Here is a 23,635-nt window from a genome sequence, read left to right on the forward strand (position 1 = left end):
ATTAACTTTTTTGTCTTACGGTACGTTGTTCAATTCTCTTTTCAAATTTCTCTCCCTGAAAAATACGGTTGATCATAATTCCCGGAATATGAATTTGATTGGGATCCAAAGTCCCTGCAGGTACAAGCTCTTCCACTTCAGCAATAGTAATTTTTGCAGCTCCGGCCATACAAGCATTGAAGTTACGTGCGGTTCCTTTAAAAATCAGGTTTCCGGCTTCATCGCCTTTCCATGCTTTTACGATTGAAAAATCAGCTTTATAAGCTAATTCCATCACGTGCATTTTACCATTGAACTCCCTTGTTTCTTTTCCTTCGGCTACTTCGGTACCAAAACCGGCAGGTGTAAAAAAAGCAGGAATTCCGGCTTGGGCAGCACGGCATTTTTCGGCTAAAGTTCCCTGTGGAGTCAATTCAACTTCCAATTCTCCTGAAAGCATCTGACGCTCAAATTCGGCGTTTTCACCCACATAAGAAGAAATCATTTTTTTGATCTGACGTTTTTGTAATAACAATCCTAATCCGAAATCGTCAACTCCTGCATTGTTAGAAATACAGGTTAAATCCGTTATATTTTTTTCCACCAATTCGGCGATACTATTTTCAGGAATTCCACAAAGGCCGAAACCTCCCAGCATGATCGTCTGACCATCTTTAATATCGTGCAATGCCTCTTGAACGTTGTTTACTTTTCTGTTAATCATTAGTTGGTTGTTTTAGTCCAGATGGAAGCAGCATCCTTTTATTATTTTAAAATAAGAGATACAGCCTACAACAGCTGGAAAAGCTTCAAATACAATTTAATTTATTTTAAATTCGTCTGTGTTGTTTTCTTCTTCTGGTTTTACGGCTGTTGAATCTCTTGAAATAGAATCGTTTTCTATTCTTCTTTCAGGAGCTGTATAACAATCTACTTTTATAGATAGGTCTTTAGGTTTTTCAAATGCCTCTTTAGAAACATTTAAAGTAGGATCTGCATAACATTTTTTCATGAACAATGCCCAGATTGGCAATGCCATTGTTGCGCCTTGACCGGAAGCCAATGTTCTAAAGTGGGCTGAACGATCCTCATTACCTACCCAAACTCCTGTAGCCAGATTAGGCACCATTCCCACAAACCAACCATCCGACTGGTTTTGTGTAGTTCCCGTTTTTCCTGCAATAGGATTTTCAAACATATACGGATATCCAGTCACTCTTTCAAATTTCCAACCTCCGCCTTGGGTTCTTAAACGTCCACCTGAACCAGATTCAGTAACTCCTTCCATTAATTTGATAACAGCATAAGCAACATCTTTGCTCAATACATCTTTTGATTCCAGTTTCGGTTCAAAAATCACGTTTCCGTTTTTATCTTCTATTTTAGTAATTACCTGTGGTTTTAAATAAATTCCCTGATTAGCAAAAGAGCTGAACGCAGCCACTAAATCCCTGACTGTCATATCAACAGCTCCCAAAGCAATTGAAGGTTGTGACGGAATATCAGATTCAACACCTAGTTTTTTTACTAAGTCAATTACTGCATCTGGTCCGGTACGGTCGATTAATTTAGCAGAAACCGTATTCACTGAGTTAGCCAATGCTTTTTTAAGGGTCATCATACCGCGATACTTGTGATCAGAGTTTCTTGGCTCCCAATCTTCTGTAACATTATGTCTCCCTTTACGGATCATGAAAGGTCCATCGACAATGGTATCACAAGGTGACATTCCTAATTGTTCAATAGCCGTAGCATATACAAACGGTTTGAATGTTGATCCTACCTGACGTGCTCCCAAACCAACGTGGTCATATTGGAAATAACGGTAATCGATACCTCCCACCCAAGCCTTCACAAAACCGGTTTGCGGTTCCATAGCCATTAATCCCGGTTGAAGAAAATGTTTGTAATAACGGATGGAATCATAAGGTGTCATGATGGTATCCCTGTCGCCTTTCCAGCTAAAAACCGTCATTTTAGTTTTAATGTAAAACGATTTTTTGATTTCATCCTCATCTTTTCCATTTTCAGATAAAATTCTCCAACGCTCTGTATTGCGCATAGAACGCTCCATGATTTTATCGATATCAGCTTCCTGGATATTCACGAAAGGGGCAGTTTTGTTTTTCTTCATCTCTATGAAGAATTCCTGCTGAAGGTTTGCCAAATGCTCTTTTGATGCTTCTTCGGCATATACTTGCATTCTCGAATCAATGGTTGTATAAATTTTTAATCCGTCAGAATAGATATTATAATCTGAACCGTCTTCTTTTTTATTTTCCAATACCCATTTTTTCATGTAATCACGAAGGTATTCCCTAAAATAAGTTGCAGTCCCTTCGTTATATTTTTCAGGTGTAAATGTTAAGTTGATCGGTTTTGCCTGGAAGTTTTCTTTTTGTGAAGTGGTTAAGAATTTATTCTTTTCCATTTGCTTCAACACCACATTACGTCTGTCTTTCACCATTTCTTCACGTTTCAACGGATTAAACAATGATGGGTTTTTCAACATTCCTACCAACATGGCTGCTTCAGCCACTGTTAAATTTTTAGGCTCTTTGGCAAAGTAAACTTTTGCCGCCGAACGTATTCCAACTGCCGTATTAATAAAATCGGCTTTGTTCAAATACATGGCAATAATTTCATTTTTAGTGTATTGACGTTCCAAGCGGATAGCAATAATCCATTCCTTTGCTTTTTGAATAATACGGAATGGTAAAAAACGGGAACCTTCACCATGGAATAAAAGTTTAGCCAACTGTTGCGTCAACGTACTCGCCCCACCACTGGTACCTGCACTTAAGACCGCTCTCATTGTTCCTCTTCCGTCTATTCCGGAATGGTCATAAAAACGTTCATCTTCTGTAGCTACCAAAGCATTTACCAAATGTTTGGGCAAATCTTCATATTTAACCGGTGTTCTGTTTTCGTTAAAAAATTTACCAATTACCACTCCGTCAGAAGAGATAATTTCGGTAGCCAAATTTGATTCCGGATTTTCCAGCTCCTCAAATGATGGCATCGATCCAAAAAGTCCCCACGAAGCAAAAAGAAAGAATAATAAAACTCCTCCAAATCCCATGAAGAAGAACTTCCAGAATTTTTTCACATACGGTGAATAATCCGGTTTTTTAGTATTTAATTTTTGATTTGCCATCTTATTTTTTTTCTGTTGATTCAATTCTGAAGCCTATTTCCGTAATTCCGTTTAACACTTCAACTCCTTTTACTTTTCCGGTTTGTCTTACGGCCTGTTGTATGGATACTTTGTATTTTCCGTTTTCAGGAAAAGTAAAATTCTCATGATACCAAAGTTTGCTTTCCTTAATATCTGACCATCCTTCTCCCATTAATGTTCCGTCGGGATTTGCCATTTGGTATTCAAGTGTATCCACCTTGATTTTTCCTTTTGGTTCTTCCATTTTAACAATCAGAAACAGGTTACTGAATTCGTAATCATCGTTATTCCGTACATTAATAAATAAATTAACCGGATCTTTTGATGCCGTCCGGTCAAAATTGAATGTTACTACACTGTCACGATTCCAACCGTTATCAATAGTATGGTATTCATCGTAAATTTGTGTTTCATCACACGACACCAGTAACAGTGCGGAGAAAAAAAACAACAGACTATTTTTTAGTATCTTTCTTGTCATTTCTAAACTTAGAGCGGTTTGGTTTGTTTTCCTTTTTTTCACCTCCAGCCGGTTTTGGCTCTTTATTTTTACTTTGGTTTTGGCCTTGAGCCTGGTTTTGAGCCTGAGATTGCTTTTGGCCTTGAGCCTGACCTTGGTTTTGTTGTTGAGGACGGCGTTTTTTATTGTTTTTCTTTTTAGGTTGGTCGAAACGGGTTAAACTATCCTGACCCATTGCATTCTGGAATGTTTTTTCAACTTCAGGTTTACCAGCCTCAATTGCATAATCTTCTAACGCAGAAACTTTTGTTTTCTGTTTATTCAACTTAATAATTTCTTTTACATGCTCTGCTTTTAAAACATGCCATTGTGAAAAATTATCGGTGTATGAAAACCACATCAACCCTTTAAAAATATCTATTTTCTGACATACCGCTTCTCCTTTATCCGTATAAAGTTTGGTCTCCATATCGGGTAAATCTTTTAAAGCATCCATGTAAGTATCCAATTCATAATTCAAACAACACTTCAGTTTACCACACTGACCGGCAAGTTTTTGAGGATTCAGTGATAATTGTTGATAACGTGCAGCTGAAGTATTTACGCTTCTGAAATCAGTTAACCAAGTCGAACAACACAGTTCACGCCCACAAGATCCAACACCGCCCAAACGTGATGCTTCCTGACGGAAACCAACCTGTTTCATTTCAATACGGATTTTGAATTCGCCAGCGTAGTCTTTAATCAATTGGCGGAAATCGACACGGTCATTTGCCGTGTAATAGAAAGTAGCTTTGGATGCGTCGCCCTGGAATTCAATATCTGAAATTTTCATTTCCAGTTTCAAAGCAATCGCCAATTCACGGGCACGTACCTTCATAGGTTCTTCCCTGTCACGTGCTTCGCTCCAGATGTCGATATCTTTTTGTGATGCTTTTCGATAAACTTTCGGAACTTCTCCTTGATGATTAACTCCTTTCTTCTTCATTTGAACCTTAACCAATTCGCCGGTTAACGTCACAATTCCTACATCATGCCCCGGAGAAGATTCGGTTGCTACAATATCACCGATACTTAAAGTCAGCTTTTCTGAATTCCTGAAGAATTCTTTACGTCCATTTTTAAAACGGACTTCAATACAGTCAAAAACTTCCTGTCCGCCCGGCAAACTCATGTTTGCCAACCAGTCAAAAACAGTCAATTTATTGCAGCTATCGGTGCCGCAGGTACCATTATTTTTACACCCCTTTGGCGCTCCGCCAGTAGAGGTTGAACAACTATTACATGCCATAATTTCTATATATATTGGTCATTCCGTTTTTGTAACGAAACTACTATTGCCAAATTACTTACTGAGGGTAAAGATACATATTTTAAGTTCCAAAAAAGAAATCCCAAATACCAATTTTTTCATTTTGGAATCCGGGATTTAAAATCTGTTTATTTTGAAAATTTATTCGGTGATTTTGAATAGTTTATCTGACAAACGAACTCTGAAAGGCACGTTAAAAGTTACCTTATCACCTGCCTTACCAACAGCATCCGAACTACCATTCACACGCATTTCACCAATTTCCATTTCCTGATTACCGGTAGTAGGTCCGGAAATGATAATCTTGTCTCCTTTTTTTACTTCTCCGTTAGTGATCAAAAACTGGGCTACGCCTGCTTTTACATAATAATGTTCTGCTTTGCCCAAAATGGTTTTCTTGATTTTCAGTTTCTGACGGATATTTCTTGGTTTTTCTTCACCGGTTGCTTTGGCCAAAGAAACGGCATCCGGTTCCCCTGATTTTTTAAACACCAATGAATCCGATTTTCCTTTTCTGAAAATTTTATTTCCAACCTGGATTCCTCTTCTTCTTTTTACTTGTTCAGCCAGTGACAGATGCGTAGTTTCAAGACATTCTGACGAACAGCAGTTTTCCATTTTTTCTGCACATTCATCACATTGGATGAATAACAAATGACAACCGTCGTTCGCACAATTTGTATGGGTATCACAAGGTTTTCCGCATTGGTGACATTGTGCAATGATGTCATCCGTAATTCTTTCACCTAAACGGTGGTCGAATACGAAGTTTTTACCAATGAATTTGCTTTCCAGTCCTTCTTCTTTGATTTGCTTCGCATAATTAATGATACCTCCTTCTAATTGGTATACATTCTTAAAACCTTGATGCTTGAAATAAGCCGAAGCTTTTTCACACCGGATACCTCCGGTGCAATACATTACCAGGTTTTTATCTTCTTTAAAATTTTTTAATTGATCGTTGATGATCGGTAATGATTCACGGAAAGTTTCAACATCAGGTGTTATGGCCCCTTTGAAACGGCCCACTTCACTTTCGTAATGATTCCTGAAATCGACTATTATCGTATTAGGATCATCTAAAATCGTATTGAAATCTTTCGCATTTAAATGAACCCCTATATTAGTGACATCAAAAGTATCATCATTTAATCCATCAGCAACAATTTTGTGGCGAACCTTAACCGTCAACTTCAAAAAGGAATGATCATCATGTTCCACTGCAACATTCAATCGGATACCTTTCATGAAATCATATGCTTCCAAAGTTTCACGGAACGCTTCAAAGTTTTCGGCAGGAACCGACATTTGGGCATTGATCCCTTCTTTGGCCACATAAGTACGGCCTAAAGCATCAAGCTTATTCCATTGTATAAATAAATCGTCTCTGAATTTTTGAGGATCTTCGATGTGTGCGTACGCATAGAAAGACAATGTAAGGCGTTGTTGACCTGCCTGATCGATCAGTTCTTTTCTTTCTTCTGCGCTTAAAGTGTTATACAGTTGCATGCTATAAACGTTAAGTGAGAAATTAATAAATAAGAACCCTAAATGGAAGGATTCCGGTGCAAAGGTATTGCTTTTTAGATAATTTCAAAATCTTTACCCGGCAAAGGCCTGACCACTCCTTTCAACTCCATGCCAAGCAAAACGGATGATAACTTAAAAACCGGTAATTCTGTGTGAAGAGCAATAATATCCAAATGATCTTTCCCCTTTTTTTGCAGGTAATCATAAACCAACTGCTCCTGATCATCAAGCGTCACAAATAATTGTTTTTGAATAGCTCTCTTTGATGAGTTCTTTATGTCCCAATTCAAATGATAAATCAAATCACTTGCATTTGTAAGGGTTTGGGCTTTGTTCATTTTAACAAGCCAGTTGCAACCCTGACTGTATTTATCTGTAATTCTTCCGGGTACCGCAAAAACATCCCGGTCGTATTCATTTGCCATATTAGCGGTTAGCAGCGAACCGCCTTTTTCGGCACTCTCAATAACCACGGTAGCTTCAGACATACCTGCGACGATACGGTTCCGTTTCACAAAATTCTCCCGGTCAGGATTGGATATACTCCAGAATTCAGTCATAAAACCACCATTTTGTTCCATTTTCACCATGTATTTCTTATGGTTTTTAGGATAAATCTGATTGAGTCCGTGTGCCAGAACCCCAATCGTTTGCAAATTATTTTCCATCGCAGATTGATGGGCTACGATATCGACACCATAAGCAAAGCCACTTACAATAATAGGGTTGAGGAAAGCCAGATCAGCGATAAAGTTCTTACAGAAATCTATTCCGTATGGAGTAACCTGCCTCGTGCCCACTATACTGATTATTTTGCGGTTGTCCAGATTAATATCTCCCGATGTGAACAATAAAACCGGGGCGTCATAGCATTGCTTTAGCTTCTCTGGATATAAAGCATCCTGATAATAAAGCGTTTGGATGTTTTGTTGTTGGATAAATTTGATTTCGTTCTCGGCAAATTTGAAAACTTCTTTGTCTTTTAGGTTTTTCAGGGTTGCTGAACCTATTCCGTCAATTTTTGCCAATTGGGATGGTTTGGCTTTGAATATTTCTTCGGGCGAACCCAGGTGAGTCAGTAGTTTTTTAGCAGTAACATCTCCAATCCCCTCAACTTTTAGCAGTGCTAAGGTGTGTAATAAATCTTGTTGTAACATGGCGTATAAAATAGAGTGGCAAATTACGCGAAATTTAAATTGTTAATAACATTTGTTGATAAAATTTTTATTTCGCCTTGTATTCTTTATTTTTGTTGCTATGAATGTACCACAGCATATTTCTCAGTTACTGTACCGTTACCAATGTGTGACGGTTCCGGGTTTTGGTGCTTTTTTAACCGAAACAATTTCTGCCGGTATACAGGAAAGCAACCATACCTTCTTTCCTCCAAAAAAAGTAATCGCTTTTAATGCGAATATTAAAAATAATGACGGCTTACTGGCAAACCATATCTCACAAGTTGAAAAACTAACTTATTCAGAAGCTTTAAACATAATTGAAACTGAAGTTGCGGATTGGAAATCAAAACTAAGCAACCGTGACTATTTAATTTTTAAAGGCATTGGTCTTTTAAAATTAAATGCCGAAAACAATATGGTATTTGAAGCTTCGAGCCATGTAAACTATCTGACAGATGCTTTCGGACTGAGTTCTTTTGTTTCACCGGCTGTTAAACGTGAAGAATTAAAGAAATTAGTAGATGCTTCCGTTGAAGAAAAGCCTACGATTGAATTAATCCAGGAGAGAAAAATTACCCGTCCATATTTAAGATATGCAGCAATGTTTATTCTTTCTTTAGGCGGTTCAGGATTTGGATATGCTACTTACATCGGCCAACAGGAAAAAGCCGAAACTTTATTGGTTCAGACTGAAGTTCAGAAAGAAGTACAACATAAAATCCAGGAAGCTACATTCTTTATTAGTAATCCAATTGATCAAGCCGTTGTAAATCCTAATCTGAATTATGATTTCCATGTGGTTTCAGGTTCGTTCAGAAATAAGAAAAATGCTGAAAATGCAATGAATATACTAATTCAGAAGGGCTATCAGGCTTCTGTTTTAGAACGGAACGGAGATGATTTATTTTCGGTTCTTTACGGAACGTATTCAACTCAAGCCGAGGCTGACGAAGCATTATTAAAAATTCAGGGTAAAGAAAACAAAGACGCTTGGATTCTCCTGCAGGAAAAATAATATACTCAAAGCCTTTCATACTCTGAAAGGCTTTTTTATTATCGAAACACCATAACTATTATCTTTATAAAAAATTAACATGCAAACTAAATTTCCCTCAGAATCCTTAACGGTTTTAACCGATTTGGTTTTACCAAGTGAAACAAACCCATTAAACAATTTGTTCGGTGGTGAACTACTGGCCCGTATGGACAGAGCTGCCAGTATTGCCGCACGTCGTCATTCACGCAGAATTACTGTAACGGCTTCGGTGAATCACGTTGCTTTTAACCGGGCCATTCCTCTAGGAAGTGTTGTAACTGTTGAAGCTAAAGTATCCAGAAGTTTCAAATCGTCAATGGAAATTTATATTGATGTATGGATTGAAGACCGTGAGTCAGGATCAAAAACCAAAGCTAACGAAGCCATTTATACTTTTGTTGCCGTAGACGAAACCGGACGTCCGGTGGAAGTTCCACAAATCGTTCCACAAACCGATGAAGAAAAAGCACGCTTTGACGCAGCGCTTCGAAGAAAACAATTGAGTTTGGTATTGGCCGGAAAAATGAAACCGGATGAAGCTACCGAATTAAAAGCATTGTTTACTTCGTAAACAACATAAAAAAAAGTCCCTCTCGAGGGACTTTTTTTACATATTAATGATCCAGGATTGTGGATTTAATTTAGTTGTATTCTGGAAAATCAAGAATTTCAAAACTGACTTACCAGCCGACTGGTTAAAGAAAATTTCTCCTAAAGCCTGTTTTGTTGTTACCTTACTTCCTTTGCTCACGAAAACTTTACCAATATTTGAATAGGTCGTCGTATAATCCCCATGACGGATCATGATGGTTGCGGTTCCGTTAGGAGCCATTTGTACATCACTCACTTCTCCATTAAAAACGGCACGTGCTTTTGCACCGCGTTCTGAAGAAACTTCAATTCCACTGCTTTCAATCATAATCGAAGGCTCAAGTGGGTGTGGCTGACGTCCGAAACGTTTTGTCAGTGCTCCTTTTTCGACCGGCCACGGTAAACGGCCTCGGTTAGCTTTAAAATCATTTGCCAACTCTTTTGCTTCCGGTGTTAATACGAAAGTTGTCGTATTTGTTGTATTACCCGCTTTTTTATTTGCAGCCGCAATCGCTTCTCGAATTAAACGTTCAATTTGACGCTCAATTGCTTTTGCTTCTTTTTGCTTTTTACGGATATCAGCAATAATCTTATTCTTATCTTTTTTGATGGAATTAAGCTCTTTTTGCTGTTCCTGACGCTGCTTCACAAGCTCCTGCTTCTCCTCTTCGCTCTCAGCAATCAACTTTTCCTTTTCTTTTTTCTGAACCGAAAGTTTGTTATTATACGTTTCAAGTTCATTGGTTTTACTCTTGATTTCCTCTCCCTGTACTTTTCGGAAACTGGAATATTGCTTCATATACTGAAAGCGCTTGTAAGCCTGAAGAAAATTATCAGACGACAAGATAAACATTGCCTTGCTTTGCTCCGAACGGCTTTTATATGATTTCACAATATTGCGTGCATAATCTTCTTTCAGCAAAACCAATTCTTTTTTAAGCTTGTTAACCTTAATTTGATTGATGTACATACTGTTTCCCAAAACCTTTTTTTGTTTTTCAGTAGTATTGATCAGTTTTTGTTGTAAACCGATTTTCACATTCTGCTGTTCAACCACTTTTACAGCCGACTTTTCTTTCTTTTTCTGAGTTTGAAGTAATTTTTCCTGTTGGCGTATTTCTTCCTGTAGTCTGGCTTTTTGCTCTTCAAGTTTGCGTTGTCTGTCTTCTTCCTGTGCAAAAGAAGAAGTTACGGTAAACAATGTGAAAAGGAAAACAATATATTTTGACATCCGTGTTGATTTGACTATTTGATAATTACCTGTTCATAACCACTGGGAACACTATATACAAAATTTAAATCTTCGTTGAATTTTGCATCCTTATATTCGACAGCGATAGAGGTAGTTTGATTGTTCTGTATCGCAAAAATAGTAACTTCTTGCGGTAAAACACTTTCCTCATACGATTTATAGTTAGAATAATTTACTAACATTTTACGTTCCGGAGAAAGTTGTTTGATTTCCTGTTTCTTAATATTGAAAGTTTCGGGATAAAACACGAACGATTTCAGGAAATTAGCGGTTGTGATTTCTTCCAAACGCGGAGCATCATCTTCCTGAAGCACATCGTATTTTGATTTTGACAAATCGTCTATCGCCTGTCCGATAAGCATGTTTTGTACTTTTTGATAATCCAGATCGGTACCCAACCATTGGCTTAACATTTTATAATCGCCTTCAAAATAGGTTCTGTTTCCTTTTTCGTAATACTTTACCTGTGTGGGTGTAATCAAAGCCTTTGCTCCGGTAATCCCGAAAAACTTTACGGTAACCAAAATCATTTCATCTTTTTTGATGCGGATATCGGCCGCAACGTTCAATGATTGCTTCGGACTCACATAATTCACATTGGCATTGATAAAAGCCGTTTTGAAATTACGGTTTACTGCATAATGGTTTGCGATAATGTTTTTAACCGTTTCATTTGAAGCACTAACTGTGACTTCTTCTGGCGCAATTAACTTTTGTTTGGGTTTGCAGGAAACCACTAAAACCAAAAGCAGTACTGGAATTATTTTTTGCATTATTTTATTTCTTTTTAAGATTGTTTGCCCTCGTTTCATATTCTGCACCTTTCGTAGCATTGCCGGAGTTTTTAAAGGCTTCGGCCAAGGCCAGACAAAAATCTGCTTCGAGAGCTGTATTGTCTACTACATAATCTATGCCTGTTTCCAAAAAATCAGTCGCTTTTTTGAAATTTTTAAGTTTCAGGGAAGCTTTACCGGCAAAATAATAGTATTCAGGTTGATTGGGATACGTATCAACTAATTCGGATGCTTTTTTAAGCATGGCATCAAAATTAAGAACCTCTTCATAGGAAGCCATTAGGAAAATATTGGTTTCCAAATCATTATTATTAGTTGCAAATGATTTTTCCAAGGATTGAATTGCCTGATTCCAATTTTTTCTTTTATAATAAAATTTTCCCAACTCTTTGTAAACATTTACTTCGGGATCACTTTCAAAATAAGTGATTACTTTTTTCAAGTGTTCTTCAAACGAAGGATTTTTAACCGTGAAAATCAGGAATTCATTAAACATTCTGAATTTGATTTTCTTGTCAATTTTTCTTCCGTTCAACACTTTTTCCAAAGAACTCAAAGCTTCATTCCCTTTGTTGTCATTAATATGGTATTTGAAAAGAAAAACCTGTGCCCATTCTGAATTTGGGATATTCTGTTCCATTTTCAGGGCTACCTGTTTTGCTTTCTCTTCCTGATTATTATCCGAATACTTATAGATCAATGAAATATAATTCTCTTCGATTAAAGGATTTAGCTCGATGGCTTTTTCCAAATCATTTTTACCGACCGAATTATTCCCTGCCTGTGTATTGATATCCAAACGGTAACGGTCCCTTACTTCTGTTTTACCATATAGATCATCCAATTCATTTAACAATACCAAAGCTTTATCATACTGACGCGTGTACATATACAACGCCAATAAATCTTCTTTGTAATTTTTATCCAACGGAATTATTTTCTGAAGTGTCAAAATTCCTTGATTGAAGTTTTTGGTTTCATAGTACACCTCGTACAAATCGATCCAGTACCATTTGTTCCCGGGTTCCAATTGGGTCGCCTTGGTGAGCATATTTTCGGCTTCGATGTAATTCTTCTGGAAAAAATAATTTTTACCCAATTCATGGTAAATCACCGCATTTCCCGGCTGAAGTCTAAGGCATTTTTCAAGGGACACAATGGCTTTGTCGTAATTCTCAATACCTTTCTGTTTGAGCGATTCATAATAAGCTTCCTGAAAATCATCTTCAGCCAAAGCGATATCATCCGGTTCAGTTTGTGCCAAAGCTAAGCTGGAAACGCAAAGCATTCCAACGACTAAAAATTTACTTTTTGGCACAAATTTTTTCATCTATTCCAATACTGAATAATCTCCTATACTGATACTTTTAAAAGTCCCGTCAAACGTTGTATGGTTCCCAATCATGGCATTATCCAGGTTTGCGTTGCGGATATGAGCATGCGTTTGAACCAAACTGTTCTCAATTTTTACATTAGTCAGATGGGATGCTTTTCCAAGTGACACATTCGGTCCAACCGTTGAATTAATCAAAATTACATCTTCTCCAATATAACAAGGCGGGATGATGGTTGAGTTTTCAATTCGTACATTATTGGCAACTAAATTTTCCTCAGCATCTTTGTGAAGGAAATTCAGCATGCGTGAATTGGTTTCAACGGTTACATTTTTGTTTCCGCAATCCATCCACTCATCAACTTTACCAGGCACAAATTTCATGCCTTTTTGTTTCATGTTTTCCAAACCGTCTGTTAATTGGTATTCGCCGCCTTTCACAACATTGTTATCCAACAGGTATTCCAATTCTCCTCTTAAGGTTTCACCCGATTTGAAATAATAAATTCCGATGATTGCCAAATCAGAAACAAACTCTTTTGGTTTTTCGACAAAATCAACAATTTCATTATTTGCATTCAATTGTACAACACCGAAAGCACTCGGATCATCAACCTGTTTTACCCAGATTACACTGTCTGCTGAAGTATCTAACGTAAAATCGGCTCTGAAAAGTGTGTCGGCATACGCCACTACAATCGGGCCTTCCATCGATTCCTTTGCACAAAGAATGGCATGTGCCGTCCCCAAAGGTTCGTTCTGGTAGTAAATACTTCCTTTTGCTCCCAGTTTTTCTGCAATCTCAATTAATTCCTGTGGTACTTTATCACCAAAGTCTTTGTGGATGATAAAAGCAATTTCATCAATTTTATGATTGATTACCTTGGCAATATCTTCTACCAAACGGTGAACAATGGGTTTTCCTGCGATTGGGATTAACGGTTTTGGAACTGTTAATGTATGTGGGCGAAGGCGTGAACCACGACCTGCCATTGGAACAATTATTCTCATATATGTATTAAAATTGAAAGATTATGATAATGAAGACTACAATCTTCAACTATGGATCTTTTTAATTATTGAATTTTTCTATTTTACACCTGTACTCCCGAAACCACCTTCCCCACGAGAGGTTTCAGTTAATTCAGAAACTTCAACCCATTCGGCGCGTTCGTGTTTTGCGATAACCAATTGCGCGATTCGTTCGCCGTTTTCAATCACAAAGGCTTCGTTTGATAAATTTACTAAAATTACCCCGATTTCCCCACGATAATCTGCATCGACAGTTCCAGGTGAATTCAATACGGTAATTCCTTTTTTGAATGCGAGTCCGCTACGGGGACGGACCTGTGCTTCATAACCAATGGGAAGTTCAATGAACAATCCTGTTTTCACTAACGCACGTTCCAGTGGTTTAAGTGTGATGGGATTGTCAATATTTGCCCTTAAATCCATTCCGGCCGAAGCGATGGTTTCATAATTGGGCAGTGGATGTTGTGATTTATTGATAATTCTTACTTGCATGTTTTCTCTTTTTTAGCCGCGATGGCAGCGGAAAGCCTTTTGAAACGGATGTCTTGTTTTTCACAGTCCGGAAAAGCGACCAACGGAAGCTCTTTACAGAATGACTGAAAAACAGACATGGGTGAAAAAGCTTGCAGCGGACAGCGCGATCAGCTCCCGGAAATTATTTTCGCTTTATGATTTTTAAAATGGTTTCTTTTTCGTTCCGATAAATATAATAACCAAAAACTACTAAAGCAAATATCCCGAAGACATAACTTTCACGCAGTTTTGGAATATAAAATGACAAGGCGGAAAGAAGGGTGGATAACCCTAAATAACCTCCGATTTTTTGCTTGTCGTATGGAATTGGATATTTTTTTTGGCCAAGGTAATACGAAATAAACATCATACTTCCGTAGGCTGCAATTGTAGCTATTGCCGATCCGAAATAGCTGTATTTTGGAACCAGCCAAAAGTTCAGAACCAATGTCAATACTGCTCCAATGATGGAAATAATAGCGCCGATATGTGTCTTATCAATTAATTTATACCATACCGAAAGATTGGTATAAATACCCAGAAAGAAATTGGCCACAATGATTAAAGGCACGACATTCATTGCGTCCCAATAGTTACTATTGGGTACCAATAAAATTTTAAGCAAATCGATAAAGACGATTACAAAAAGCAGGATGAATGAACCTGAAATGACAAAATATTTCGTGATGGTTGCGTAAGTCTGGGAAGCATTTTCTTTATCGGCATGACTGAAAAAGAAAGGTTCGATCCCCAATGTATAAGCGGTACGGAACAATACCATGAACATCCCTAATTTATAGCACGCTGAGTATGCTCCGATGTCAGCTTTGGGCACATGTAATTTTTCTAATAAAATTTTATCGAAATGCTCGTTGATGGCAAAACCGATTCCGGCCACCAGAATGGGTAATCCGTAACGCATCATCCTTTTCCATAACTGGGTATCGAAGTGCCAGCTGATGGTAAAGTAGTTTTTGGAAACCACAATGAACGTGAATAAACTGGCCAGTAAATTGGAAACAAAAATATACCCCACCTGAAAATTTTCGAAGTAAATCGTGCTCAGGAAATTTTCTTTTGACAACTTTGGCAAAATCAACAAAAAGAAGATGTTAAGTCCGAAATTGATTCCCACATTTGCGATTTTGATTACCGCATATTTCATGGGTTTGCTTTCGGCCCTTAGTTTTGAAAACGGAATGATGACCAAAGCATCCAAAACTAAAATCCAAATGGTGTACGTGATGTATTCTGTTTTTACACCAATCCAATGCGCGATGGTTTGTCTGTAAAGTAAGGTCGCAAAAAGGAAAATAAGTGACGACCAAAAAAGGGAAACCGTCGATGTGGAAATAACATTTTTTTTATCTTCCTCAAGGTTGTAGAAACGGAAAAAAGCGGTTTCCATTCCGTATGAGAGAACTACGTTGAAGAAAACAAGGTAGGCAAATATAATGGAAACGTCCGCAAACTCGACTTTTGGTAAAGCATGTACATACAACGGATTAAGCATGAAGCTAATCATTCTCGGCAATACGGTTGCCAAACCATAAATCAAAGTCTGTTTGAAAAGGCTTTTATATACGCTCAAAGTAATTTATTTTCAACAAAAATAATTAATTTCTTGGTCGTGCCGAAGGATAAGCCAGCATTTCTTTTTCGGTAATGCTTTTGATTTTAAAGAGTTTTCGTTTTCCGTTTTGGGTAAATTCCAAAACGGCTTCATTTTCAGAAATGCTGATTGGTGCTTTCATAGTTTTGGTTTTAACAGCATCATCCGCATCATTTTCCTGTTTCCAATTGATGGTTCCCAGTAAAGCTACCTCATAATTTTTTTTATCAATCATGCGCACCGAATCTTTTCTTTCCCTAAAATACAATTGGTTTAAAACGATATCTTTTGGTAATTCTTCCGAAAATTCCATGTGAAAATTAATCCCGGAGCCACCGCCTTGGACACCGGCCACCCATTTCTGATAATATACTTCTATGATTTTTACCGGAAATTTTACGGTTTCCTGCGTTGGCAGTTTTGGGCTGCAACCCAAAGAGAAAATCAAAATCAGAAATAAGCGCAGCATCTTCATAACTATTCTTCTTTAGAAAAATAAAATACATCCTGAACGGTTTCTTTCGGTTCGGGAATATCTTCTTCGGTTAAAGCGCGTAATACATCACGGGTAATGACTTTGATTTCAATGACTCTGTTTGCTTGGTTCTGGACGCATTTTTCGAATAAATTCCTAACCACACGTGCATTTCCGAAACCTTCATCTTTTTTCTCGTACAACAATTCGAACGTTTCCTGTAGTTTATCTATGGCATCTTCGGTTAATACAAAATCCAATCGTTTACATGATGCTTCAAATATGGCGTACAACTCTTTCGGTTTAAAATGGTCAAAATGGAAGTAACGGTTAAATCTTGAACGTAAACCCGGATTGGATTCGATGAAGAGCTGCATCGGTTCGGTATATCCTGCCACAACTACCGCCAAATTATCACGGTTATCTTCCATCCGTTTTAAAATGGTGTTCACGGCTTCGGCACCATAATCGCTACCCATGGCATTTTGGTTCAATGAGTAGGCTTCATCAATAAATAAAACGCCTCCGATACTTTCATCGACAACCTTATCGGTTTTGATTGCCGTTTGGCCCACATAACCGGCGATCAATCCTTCTCTGTCGGTTTCATACAATTGTCCGGCCGATAAAAAGCCCAATAATTTAAATATCCGGCTCAATAAACGCGCCACAGTTGTTTTACCTGTTCCCGGAGGTCCCAAAAAAACCGTATGCAAGGCAATGTCAATATTTTGCAGTCCTTCCTGGTTTCTTTTCTTCTGGATTTCCAATAAATTGATTAGTTCTTTGATGTCGTTTTTAACATCATCCAAACCAATCAATGTCTCCAGTTCGGCCATGACTTTTTCTAGCGTATCATTTTCGGGGGGAAGACTTATAGCTGTATTTACCGGCTGTTTTGGTTGTTGGGTATCCAATATTTTTTTTATTTCCGTTTGAATTTCAGGAGAAGATCCCAATACATTCAAGCATACGTTTTCAAAATGCTTTTTGGCTTCATCTAATTTTGCATTCTTTGTATCGATTAATGTTTCAACAACAAAATACTGCGCTCCATCTTGATTAGCTGCAATTTTACTTCCCAACAATAATTTTTGGACATTCTGTTTAAAATCCGGTGAAGCAGCCAATCGGTTCAAAGTATTGATTGCCGTTTCATCAACAAATTTTTCATTGCGCAAGACATCGTAATAGTAGGCCAAAGCGAACCATTGTTTTTCGGTCAGTTCCTTCTTACTTTCAATTAACACTACAATGTCTGAAAGGAAAAAATGTTCGGCTTTGTATAGTCCTTTTTGGGTTGCATCTTTATTAACCAAAGCATTACTGTACTGAACAAATTGTTCATCATTATTGAGTTCTTTACAGAAAGAAAGCAGTTTTGCCGAAGATTCTTTTAAGGCTATAATATCTTCTTTCTTAATAATCATCTGCACACCATCAGCCTGCCCTTCGATATTGTTTTTAAGCGAAAGCAGATATTCCTGTAAAAATGTTATTGGGTTTTGGTTTTTCAAATCGGTGCGAATTAAGATTCCATCATCTGATGAACAATTTCTTTATATAATTTTTTATGATCATCTCCATACTCTTTCCAGGCCATTCCTTTTTCCCTTAAGTCATAATGCGCTATGATCGATCCGTATTTTTGTTTTACGCCATTAACCGTTGGATGACCAATCACATAAATTACCTGAGCCATTTCAATAGCCAATTCGATATCATGGGTTGAGAACAGTACAGTATTAAACTCGGATTCGTCACACAATAAATCAAATGATTTTTTTACTTCCTGGATATTTCCGATGTCCAATCCGGAGAACGGTTCATCCATCACAATAAATTTATCCGAAGAAAACAATTGTTCGATGATGGCTGTACGCTGTCTTTGTCCGCCTGAAAGTTCATTTGGGTATTTATCGGCACAGGCTTCCAGTCCCCATTTCTGGATGTGGTCATTAATTTTTTTATCTTTTTCCGTTTTTAAAAGCGGGCTTTTACGCAACGCAAATTCCAGTGTCTGGCGAACGGTTTTATGACGAAACAAGGTATACTTTTGGTCCACAAAACCAATATCACCTTCTTTTACAGGTTTAGCCGAATTAGGTTCATCATTTTGGAAATCTTTAATCAGAATCTTACCTGAATTCGGTTCAACCAATCCGGTAAGTGCCTTGAAAAAAGTCGATTTCCCTCTTCCAGATCTTCCCACAACAGCAATAATCTGGCCTGTTTGGTCTTTTCCCGGTCTTACAACATCTTTCTCAATCAAACTGATGTCTTTGATGATTGTCACATCATCATAAGCTACACTCAGGTTTTCTACATAAAGTAAAGTCTCTTTTAACTCGTATTCCATCGGTTATATTTTTGAGTATCTGAATATTGATTTTCTTAAAAAGTTTATCGCCCAGTCTAAAAAAAGACCGATTAACAAAATGATAATCTGCAATGCGATGATGCGGCCATGATTCATGAATTTATCGGAATTTTTGATTAGGAAACCCAATCCACCAGATGCTACCACAATTGATTCGACCGTAACCAGCATCATCCAGGTGATGGCAAGGTTTTGACGGATTACATCGATAACATGATCGATTCTTCCCAAAATGATCACCTGCCATAACACTTCCCAACGCGAACATTTCAAGGTTTTGGCATGGTCAAATTCTTCCTGCGGAATTGATGATATTACCGCAATTAAAGAGGTTGTTAAAAATGTGGTTAAAAAGATAACCATAATCCAGATTTGCATGTTACGTGCTTCATGAATTACCATTGTTATGTAAAACGATATTCCGGTGAACGGTAAAAAACGGAGCTTGGTCACGAATTCAGCAATAGGTTTCAATAAAGGAATCGGGAACGAATACGCAAAAATCATCGATAAGATTACCGCAATAAAAATGGACAGGAAACAAAGTGTCAATGAATTGAAGATGTGGACTACCAAACCTTCATTGTATAATTCTGAAAATCCTTTTAGTACTTGTGTCGGGGAAGGAAACAAATGCTTCTCTCCCATGGTTCCCAAAAACCATACTGCCAATAAGGCAACTATCCAACCGGCTAAAATGAAAGTTTTGTTTGACTTTGAGAGTTTCTCAAACGGAGTGATTATTTTCATCATAAGAGCAAAAAGGCTACCCCGAAGGATAGCCTGTTTATATTGTTCATTTTATTATTTCAAGAATGTGATAACGACACGTCTGTTTTTAGCCTTACCAGACTCAGAAGTATTATCTGCAACCGGTTCGTTTGAACCTTTACCGTCGATCATTTGGAAACGGCTTTCAGGAATACCTTTTTGTTTCAGGTAATCCACAACAGCTTGTGCTCTCCCTTTTGATAAAACCACATTGCTTTCAGCTTTACCAACATTGTCTGTATGTCCAACGATAGTCAATTTAGAGTTCTCAGCTTGGATTAACAAGTTGTAGATTTTCTCTAAATCTCTAGTAGAATTATTTTGGATGGTAGTACTTCCTGAAGAGAAATTGATTTTCCATTCTCCTGAAGCCATAATCTCAGTAGATTGTTTTGAGTAATCTGCTTTATCTGCCGATGTTGATTCGATATCGTTGATATTTTTAAGGAAGAATAAGTTTACCGCTTCTTCATATCCAACTACTTTACCAACATTTTCATTGAAATTAAACGGGTTCAATTCTGTTAAATAACCTGATACCTGGTTGTAAACCGATTTATATCTGTTCACACCGTCTGACATTCCGAAGTACTGCATTGCATCGGCATAGTTGAATACTTTAGATCCACCCATGTTATACGTTAAACCGTTTTTAGTTCCTTGTTGTCCTTTGAACATTTTGTACCAGTACTCAGCGTTTTCGATTTGGTATGTATCTGCTACTGCTTCCGAAGCTCTAACTTTCCAATCCTCATAGTTTTTCATTTGGTTAGAAGCTGTTAAAGCCGATTTCAAAATATTGGAAACAATATCAGGATTTTTAGTTGCCCATTCTTTCACACCGATTAAAACCGTTGGCATCTGGTTGTTGAATTCTTTAGTAGAAACGATATCCACGAATCCTGTTAACTTATCGAAAACTGTTTTATCTCCTGGCGTCCAGGTAGCACAACCGTCAATTTTGCGGTTTACTGTTTTACCTGTTAATTTTCCGTTGCTTACTTCTTTCAAAGAAACGGTCCAACCTGTAGTTTGTGATTTGATCAACTCTTCAGCCGATTTCATGTAATCGTCATTTTCAGAAGGATAGATGTTTACTGCATCAGCATCATACGTTGTTGGATCCGGGTTTACTTTCAAACCGTTAGCGAAAGCGTAATTTACAGTTGTTACCCAGTCACCGTCTCCCAATACAGCTGAAATAACTGAACCTTTCATAGATTTAGGATCAGATTTCCAGCTTGGAGGTCCGATTAATTTATCTTCACCATAACTCATACCAATCGCTCCCATAACCTGAACGTGATACTTATCCTGTCCGTATTTTTCATCCAAAGCTTTTTGAACCGAGCTAATGTAAAACGGCGCACCGTCACCCATGATCATTACTGCAAATGCACTTTTATCTGAAGAAGGGAATTCCTGACCTTTGTCAAATTCTTCGATAAATTTCATTTGCATATTACGAAGTTCCGATAACCAGTCCTGACGGATGATTTGCAGGTTCACACCGTTTTTCTCCATTAATGAACCTTTAGTGGTTTTCGGTCCACCATTTGAAACGATGATTCCTGATTGTCCGTTCCAAGCGTAACCTGCGATACGAACAAGAGGTTTACTAGCTACTTCCGTTGATACTTCTTTTGAAGGAAGCGCTATTTTTTCAGCATTGGTAACGTTGTTAACATCTGTGGAGTTTAATTCCATTCCGCCCAATTGTTTGGAAACGGCCGTTTTGATTCCTGGGGAAATAAAATATATTCCTCCCAAGATTCCTCCAATACCTACAGCTACAATCAATAACTCTGAAAAAGTCGTCAATTTAGCCATTCTTAAAATTTTTCCCATTTTACGTAATTATTTTGTTTTAGTGTGTTTATTAAAATATGTCACCGAATCCTCCGGCGTTTTGTTTGTCCTCTTTACTCATTTTATAATTTGGACTTGTATACTTTGTCGAATCAGGAATTGTGTTATCGCCTGTTTTAATTTTATCGGCCAAAGAATCCAATCTTGTGTACAATTCATCATTATCAACCGAATATTGTGACGTTAACGCATCGATATCGATAAGATTTTCGGAAGTTCTGGCGATGTCCTGCGCAATTGTTGACGTAACTACTTCTAAAGCATATTCCAATTCCCAGTCTTTTGTGAACATCATCGCGTTTTTTGCACTTTCTGTTGCTGCTTTTGCATTTCGTGCAAACTCGTATTCTTTTCTCAACATGGTTATTGTAGTATCGAAATCGGCAATTTTAATATCGATTGCAGTTCCTGCCAATGTTAATTTTCTGTCCATTTTTCCAAGAACATTGGCTCTTACACCATACTTCTGGATAAAGGTCTTACTTTGTTCATATTGATTTGAAACACGTTGTGAGTCACTTAATTTTTTAGCTAATTCACTTTGAAGTGCTACATACTCATCCGTATCTTTAGCTCCTACACCATGCTGCTTCACCATTTCGTCCATAGCTGATTTTAATTTTTCAGACTGACGTTGTAAGCTTAAAACCTGCTCCTGAAAATCTTTGGCTTCTTTTTCAGATTTACCGGCTTCCATTTCCATTTCGTTTTTTAAACCTTTAAGCTTCGCTTTGGTATTTTTGAAAACTTCACGGTTTTTGATCATCTTCTGTTTTTGCTCTTCCAGTTCGTTGAATGGATTACTATGGATTAAGGCTTTGTGCATGTTTTTGGCAGCAAAGCGTAATGCCTTCATGATTACCGGGAACATAATCACCAAAAAGATCAGGAAAATTCCGGTTGCTGACAAAGCAATTGCCTGACCCAACATGGTAAACAATGGCGGAATGATGTAAGTCCATAACAAATAACCACTCACTCCCAATAAACCAAGTGCTATAACCCAAAATAATGATTTTTCACCTTTTTTTAATGCATCGGTTTTTAATGCAATCTCACCTTTTGTTTCGTCAAAGTGTTTAAGGATTGGCAATTCCAATAAAGTGCTCTTTTCCTGTTCGATTTTATTCATCTTATAAATACTGGTTTACTCCTGTTAAAACTGTGTTGATTGAATCAACTATTCTTTGTCTTGCAATATTGTTCGCTTCAATTTTCAATTCAATTTGAGAGAAGTCTTCCTGATTATGCAAGTCAACTTTTTCAAATTCACTTTTTTTCTGGTCCAACTCCTTTTGAAGTTCAGAAATTTTCAGTTCTAAATCTGATATTGCTTTTGTTAATGTATTTTTTTCCTGAGTTAATTTATTATTCAGGTCGCTTTTTTTAGCATTGCCGGTTGCATCATACTTTTGGTGTACTTTATCAATTTCAGAAAGGTAATGCTTCGCTTTCTCCATAAGCACTTCTTTGCTCAATCCCGGATTAAGCGATTTACCCATCGCAAATGCCATTTGGTAACTTTGTGGGTTTGTCACTCCAACAGCTGATACTGATTTATACAATTCGAAGAAATCAAAACCTTCATGGTTCAATCCTTCAAATCCTTTTTGGTATACTTCCAAAATTTCATTTAAAAAAGGATTGTTGGAATTTGAGGGAATATTCACGGGAGCGTTTACTTCCGGAAATTTGTTCGCTGGTATTACGGTTTGAGGTTCCTGGCTTGAAGATTCAGATTTGTTAGCCTCTTCGTTTATAAAAAGACTTTTCCAATTAAAACTCTCTTTTGACATGTATTTTGGTTTTTGTTTACTTCATTTATACGTAAGCTTATCAAAAAAGTTACTTTTAGATGTAATAAAAATATAAAAAAGTTTTGGAATTATGAGCTCAACTGATCCGGATTAATGATTTTAAGGAAATGGTATCCTCTTGGTACAAATCCTTGATTGTAATAAAACCTATGTGCTGTGAAATTTTCAACGTAAGCATCAAGAACAATCATTGTGCTTTCTAGTTCATGGGCTTTGGCATCAATATAATCAGTCATCATTTTTCCGATGCCGTTTTTACGGTAATCCGGATGTACCACAAAATTATCAATTTCGATATAAGGTCCAGACCAGAGCTTAACACCTTTCCAAAAACCGGTAATTCCAACACATTTGTCTCCTTCAAAAACAGCCAATTGTTTATAATTATGTGGGATCATTAACCGAAGGTAACTTTCGTACTTTTCGTGGGTCATTTTGGGATACAGAAAATGAATGGTTTCGAGCTGATCCAACATTTCTTCAAGGGTGGTGAGTTCTTTTAGTTGCATAAATGTTCTTTTAA

Annotated in this window: 22 protein-coding genes; 2 read left to right on the forward strand and 20 right to left on the reverse strand. The window is 37.4% G+C overall.

Annotated elements, in window-relative coordinates; all coding sequences use genetic code 11:
* Window position 1: 1 nt before the first annotated feature.
* The 6 genes from NAT51_RS00840 to dprA all read right to left on the reverse strand — a co-directional run bounded on the left by NAT51_RS00840 (window position 2) and on the right by dprA (window position 7,616).
* Entirely contained in the window at window positions 2-703 is a 702-nt protein-coding gene (locus NAT51_RS00840; protein ID WP_250594116.1) for a CoA transferase subunit A, read from the reverse strand.
* Between the two features lie 96 nt (window positions 704-799).
* On the reverse strand, window positions 800-3,136 hold the full coding sequence (locus tag NAT51_RS00845; RefSeq protein WP_250594117.1) for a penicillin-binding protein 1A: 2,337 nt from the start codon (window positions 3,134-3,136) through the stop codon (window positions 800-802).
* Window position 3,137: 1 nt separating this feature from the next.
* The gene (locus NAT51_RS00850; protein ID WP_250594119.1) at window positions 3,138-3,638 is read right to left on the reverse strand and encodes a gliding motility lipoprotein GldH; all 501 of its coding nucleotides are present in this window, start codon (window positions 3,636-3,638) and stop codon (window positions 3,138-3,140) included.
* Entirely contained in the window at window positions 3,613-4,908 is a 1,296-nt protein-coding gene (locus NAT51_RS00855) for a PSP1 domain-containing protein (RefSeq protein ID WP_250594121.1), read from the reverse strand. The genes NAT51_RS00850 and NAT51_RS00855 overlap by 26 nt, the downstream gene beginning before the upstream one ends.
* A 162-nt stretch (window positions 4,909-5,070) precedes the next feature.
* Window positions 5,071-6,438 carry an oxygen-dependent tRNA uridine(34) hydroxylase TrhO gene (trhO, locus tag NAT51_RS00860; RefSeq protein WP_250594123.1) on the reverse strand — a complete coding sequence of 456 codons (1,368 nt, stop codon included), beginning with the start codon at window positions 6,436-6,438 and terminating at the stop codon, window positions 5,071-5,073.
* Window positions 6,439-6,512: 74 nt separating this feature from the next.
* Window positions 6,513-7,616, reverse strand: a complete 1,104-nt coding sequence (gene dprA / locus NAT51_RS00865; protein ID WP_250594125.1) for a DNA-processing protein DprA — start codon at window positions 7,614-7,616, stop codon at window positions 6,513-6,515.
* A gap of 100 nt (window positions 7,617-7,716) precedes the next feature.
* Between dprA and NAT51_RS00870 the strand changes: the two genes are divergently transcribed.
* Together NAT51_RS00870 and NAT51_RS00875 are read left to right on the forward strand one after the other, a co-directional pair.
* Window positions 7,717-8,652 (forward strand): HU domain-containing protein, encoded by a 936-nt coding sequence (locus NAT51_RS00870; protein WP_250594127.1) that lies wholly within the window; start codon window positions 7,717-7,719, stop codon window positions 8,650-8,652.
* Window positions 8,653-8,731: 79 nt separating this feature from the next.
* The gene (locus NAT51_RS00875) at window positions 8,732-9,244 is read left to right on the forward strand and encodes an acyl-CoA thioesterase (RefSeq protein ID WP_250594129.1); all 513 of its coding nucleotides are present in this window, start codon (window positions 8,732-8,734) and stop codon (window positions 9,242-9,244) included.
* A gap of 36 nt (window positions 9,245-9,280) precedes the next feature.
* Here NAT51_RS00875 and NAT51_RS00880 read toward each other — a convergent pair whose 3' ends face one another.
* The 14 genes from NAT51_RS00880 to NAT51_RS00945 form a co-directional block, all read right to left on the reverse strand.
* Window positions 9,281-10,495 (reverse strand): murein hydrolase activator EnvC family protein, encoded by a 1,215-nt coding sequence (locus tag NAT51_RS00880; protein ID WP_250594131.1) that lies wholly within the window; start codon window positions 10,493-10,495, stop codon window positions 9,281-9,283.
* A 14-nt stretch (window positions 10,496-10,509) separates the two neighbouring features.
* Complete coding sequence (locus NAT51_RS00885; protein WP_250594133.1) at window positions 10,510-11,289, reverse strand: DUF4292 domain-containing protein; 780 nt, start codon at window positions 11,287-11,289, stop codon at window positions 10,510-10,512.
* Between the two features lie 4 nt (window positions 11,290-11,293).
* Window positions 11,294-12,640 carry a tetratricopeptide repeat protein gene (locus tag NAT51_RS00890; protein WP_250594135.1) on the reverse strand — a complete coding sequence of 449 codons (1,347 nt, stop codon included), beginning with the start codon at window positions 12,638-12,640 and terminating at the stop codon, window positions 11,294-11,296.
* Window positions 12,641-13,654 (reverse strand): sugar phosphate nucleotidyltransferase, encoded by a 1,014-nt coding sequence (locus tag NAT51_RS00895; protein ID WP_250594137.1) that lies wholly within the window; start codon window positions 13,652-13,654, stop codon window positions 12,641-12,643.
* Window positions 13,655-13,732: 78 nt separating this feature from the next.
* Complete coding sequence (dut, locus tag NAT51_RS00900) at window positions 13,733-14,167, reverse strand: dUTP diphosphatase (protein WP_250594139.1); 435 nt, start codon at window positions 14,165-14,167, stop codon at window positions 13,733-13,735.
* 163 nt (window positions 14,168-14,330) lie between these two features.
* Window positions 14,331-15,779, reverse strand: coding sequence for a lipopolysaccharide biosynthesis protein (locus NAT51_RS00905; RefSeq protein ID WP_250594141.1), 1,449 nt, complete (start codon window positions 15,777-15,779; stop codon window positions 14,331-14,333).
* A 25-nt stretch (window positions 15,780-15,804) separates the two neighbouring features.
* Window positions 15,805-16,275 carry a hypothetical protein gene (locus NAT51_RS00910; protein ID WP_250594144.1) on the reverse strand — a complete coding sequence of 157 codons (471 nt, stop codon included), beginning with the start codon at window positions 16,273-16,275 and terminating at the stop codon, window positions 15,805-15,807.
* Window positions 16,276-16,277: 2 nt separating this feature from the next.
* Window positions 16,278-17,792: an AAA family ATPase gene (locus NAT51_RS00915; RefSeq protein ID WP_250594146.1), complete on the reverse strand. Its 1,515-nt coding sequence runs from the start codon at window positions 17,790-17,792 to the stop codon at window positions 16,278-16,280.
* An 11-nt stretch (window positions 17,793-17,803) separates the two neighbouring features.
* The gene (locus NAT51_RS00920; RefSeq protein WP_250594148.1) at window positions 17,804-18,634 is read right to left on the reverse strand and encodes an ATP-binding cassette domain-containing protein; all 831 of its coding nucleotides are present in this window, start codon (window positions 18,632-18,634) and stop codon (window positions 17,804-17,806) included.
* Between the two features lie 3 nt (window positions 18,635-18,637).
* Window positions 18,638-19,408, reverse strand: a complete 771-nt coding sequence (locus tag NAT51_RS00925; protein ID WP_250594150.1) for an ABC transporter permease — start codon at window positions 19,406-19,408, stop codon at window positions 18,638-18,640.
* 51 nt (window positions 19,409-19,459) lie between these two features.
* Window positions 19,460-21,274, reverse strand: a complete 1,815-nt coding sequence (locus NAT51_RS00930; RefSeq protein WP_250594152.1) for an OmpA family protein — start codon at window positions 21,272-21,274, stop codon at window positions 19,460-19,462.
* A 31-nt stretch (window positions 21,275-21,305) separates the two neighbouring features.
* Window positions 21,306-22,427, reverse strand: a complete 1,122-nt coding sequence (locus tag NAT51_RS00935; protein WP_250594154.1) for an MFS transporter — start codon at window positions 22,425-22,427, stop codon at window positions 21,306-21,308.
* A 1-nt stretch (window position 22,428) separates the two neighbouring features.
* Complete coding sequence (locus tag NAT51_RS00940) at window positions 22,429-23,091, reverse strand: kinetochore protein SPC24 (protein WP_250594156.1); 663 nt, start codon at window positions 23,089-23,091, stop codon at window positions 22,429-22,431.
* Between the two features lie 89 nt (window positions 23,092-23,180).
* Complete coding sequence (locus NAT51_RS00945; RefSeq protein WP_250594158.1) at window positions 23,181-23,621, reverse strand: GNAT family N-acetyltransferase; 441 nt, start codon at window positions 23,619-23,621, stop codon at window positions 23,181-23,183.
* Between the last annotated feature and the right edge of the window lie 14 nt (window positions 23,622-23,635).

The sequence above is a fragment of the Flavobacterium amniphilum genome, assembly GCF_023634845.1.
GTDB lineage: Bacteria > Bacteroidota > Bacteroidia > Flavobacteriales > Flavobacteriaceae > Flavobacterium > Flavobacterium amniphilum.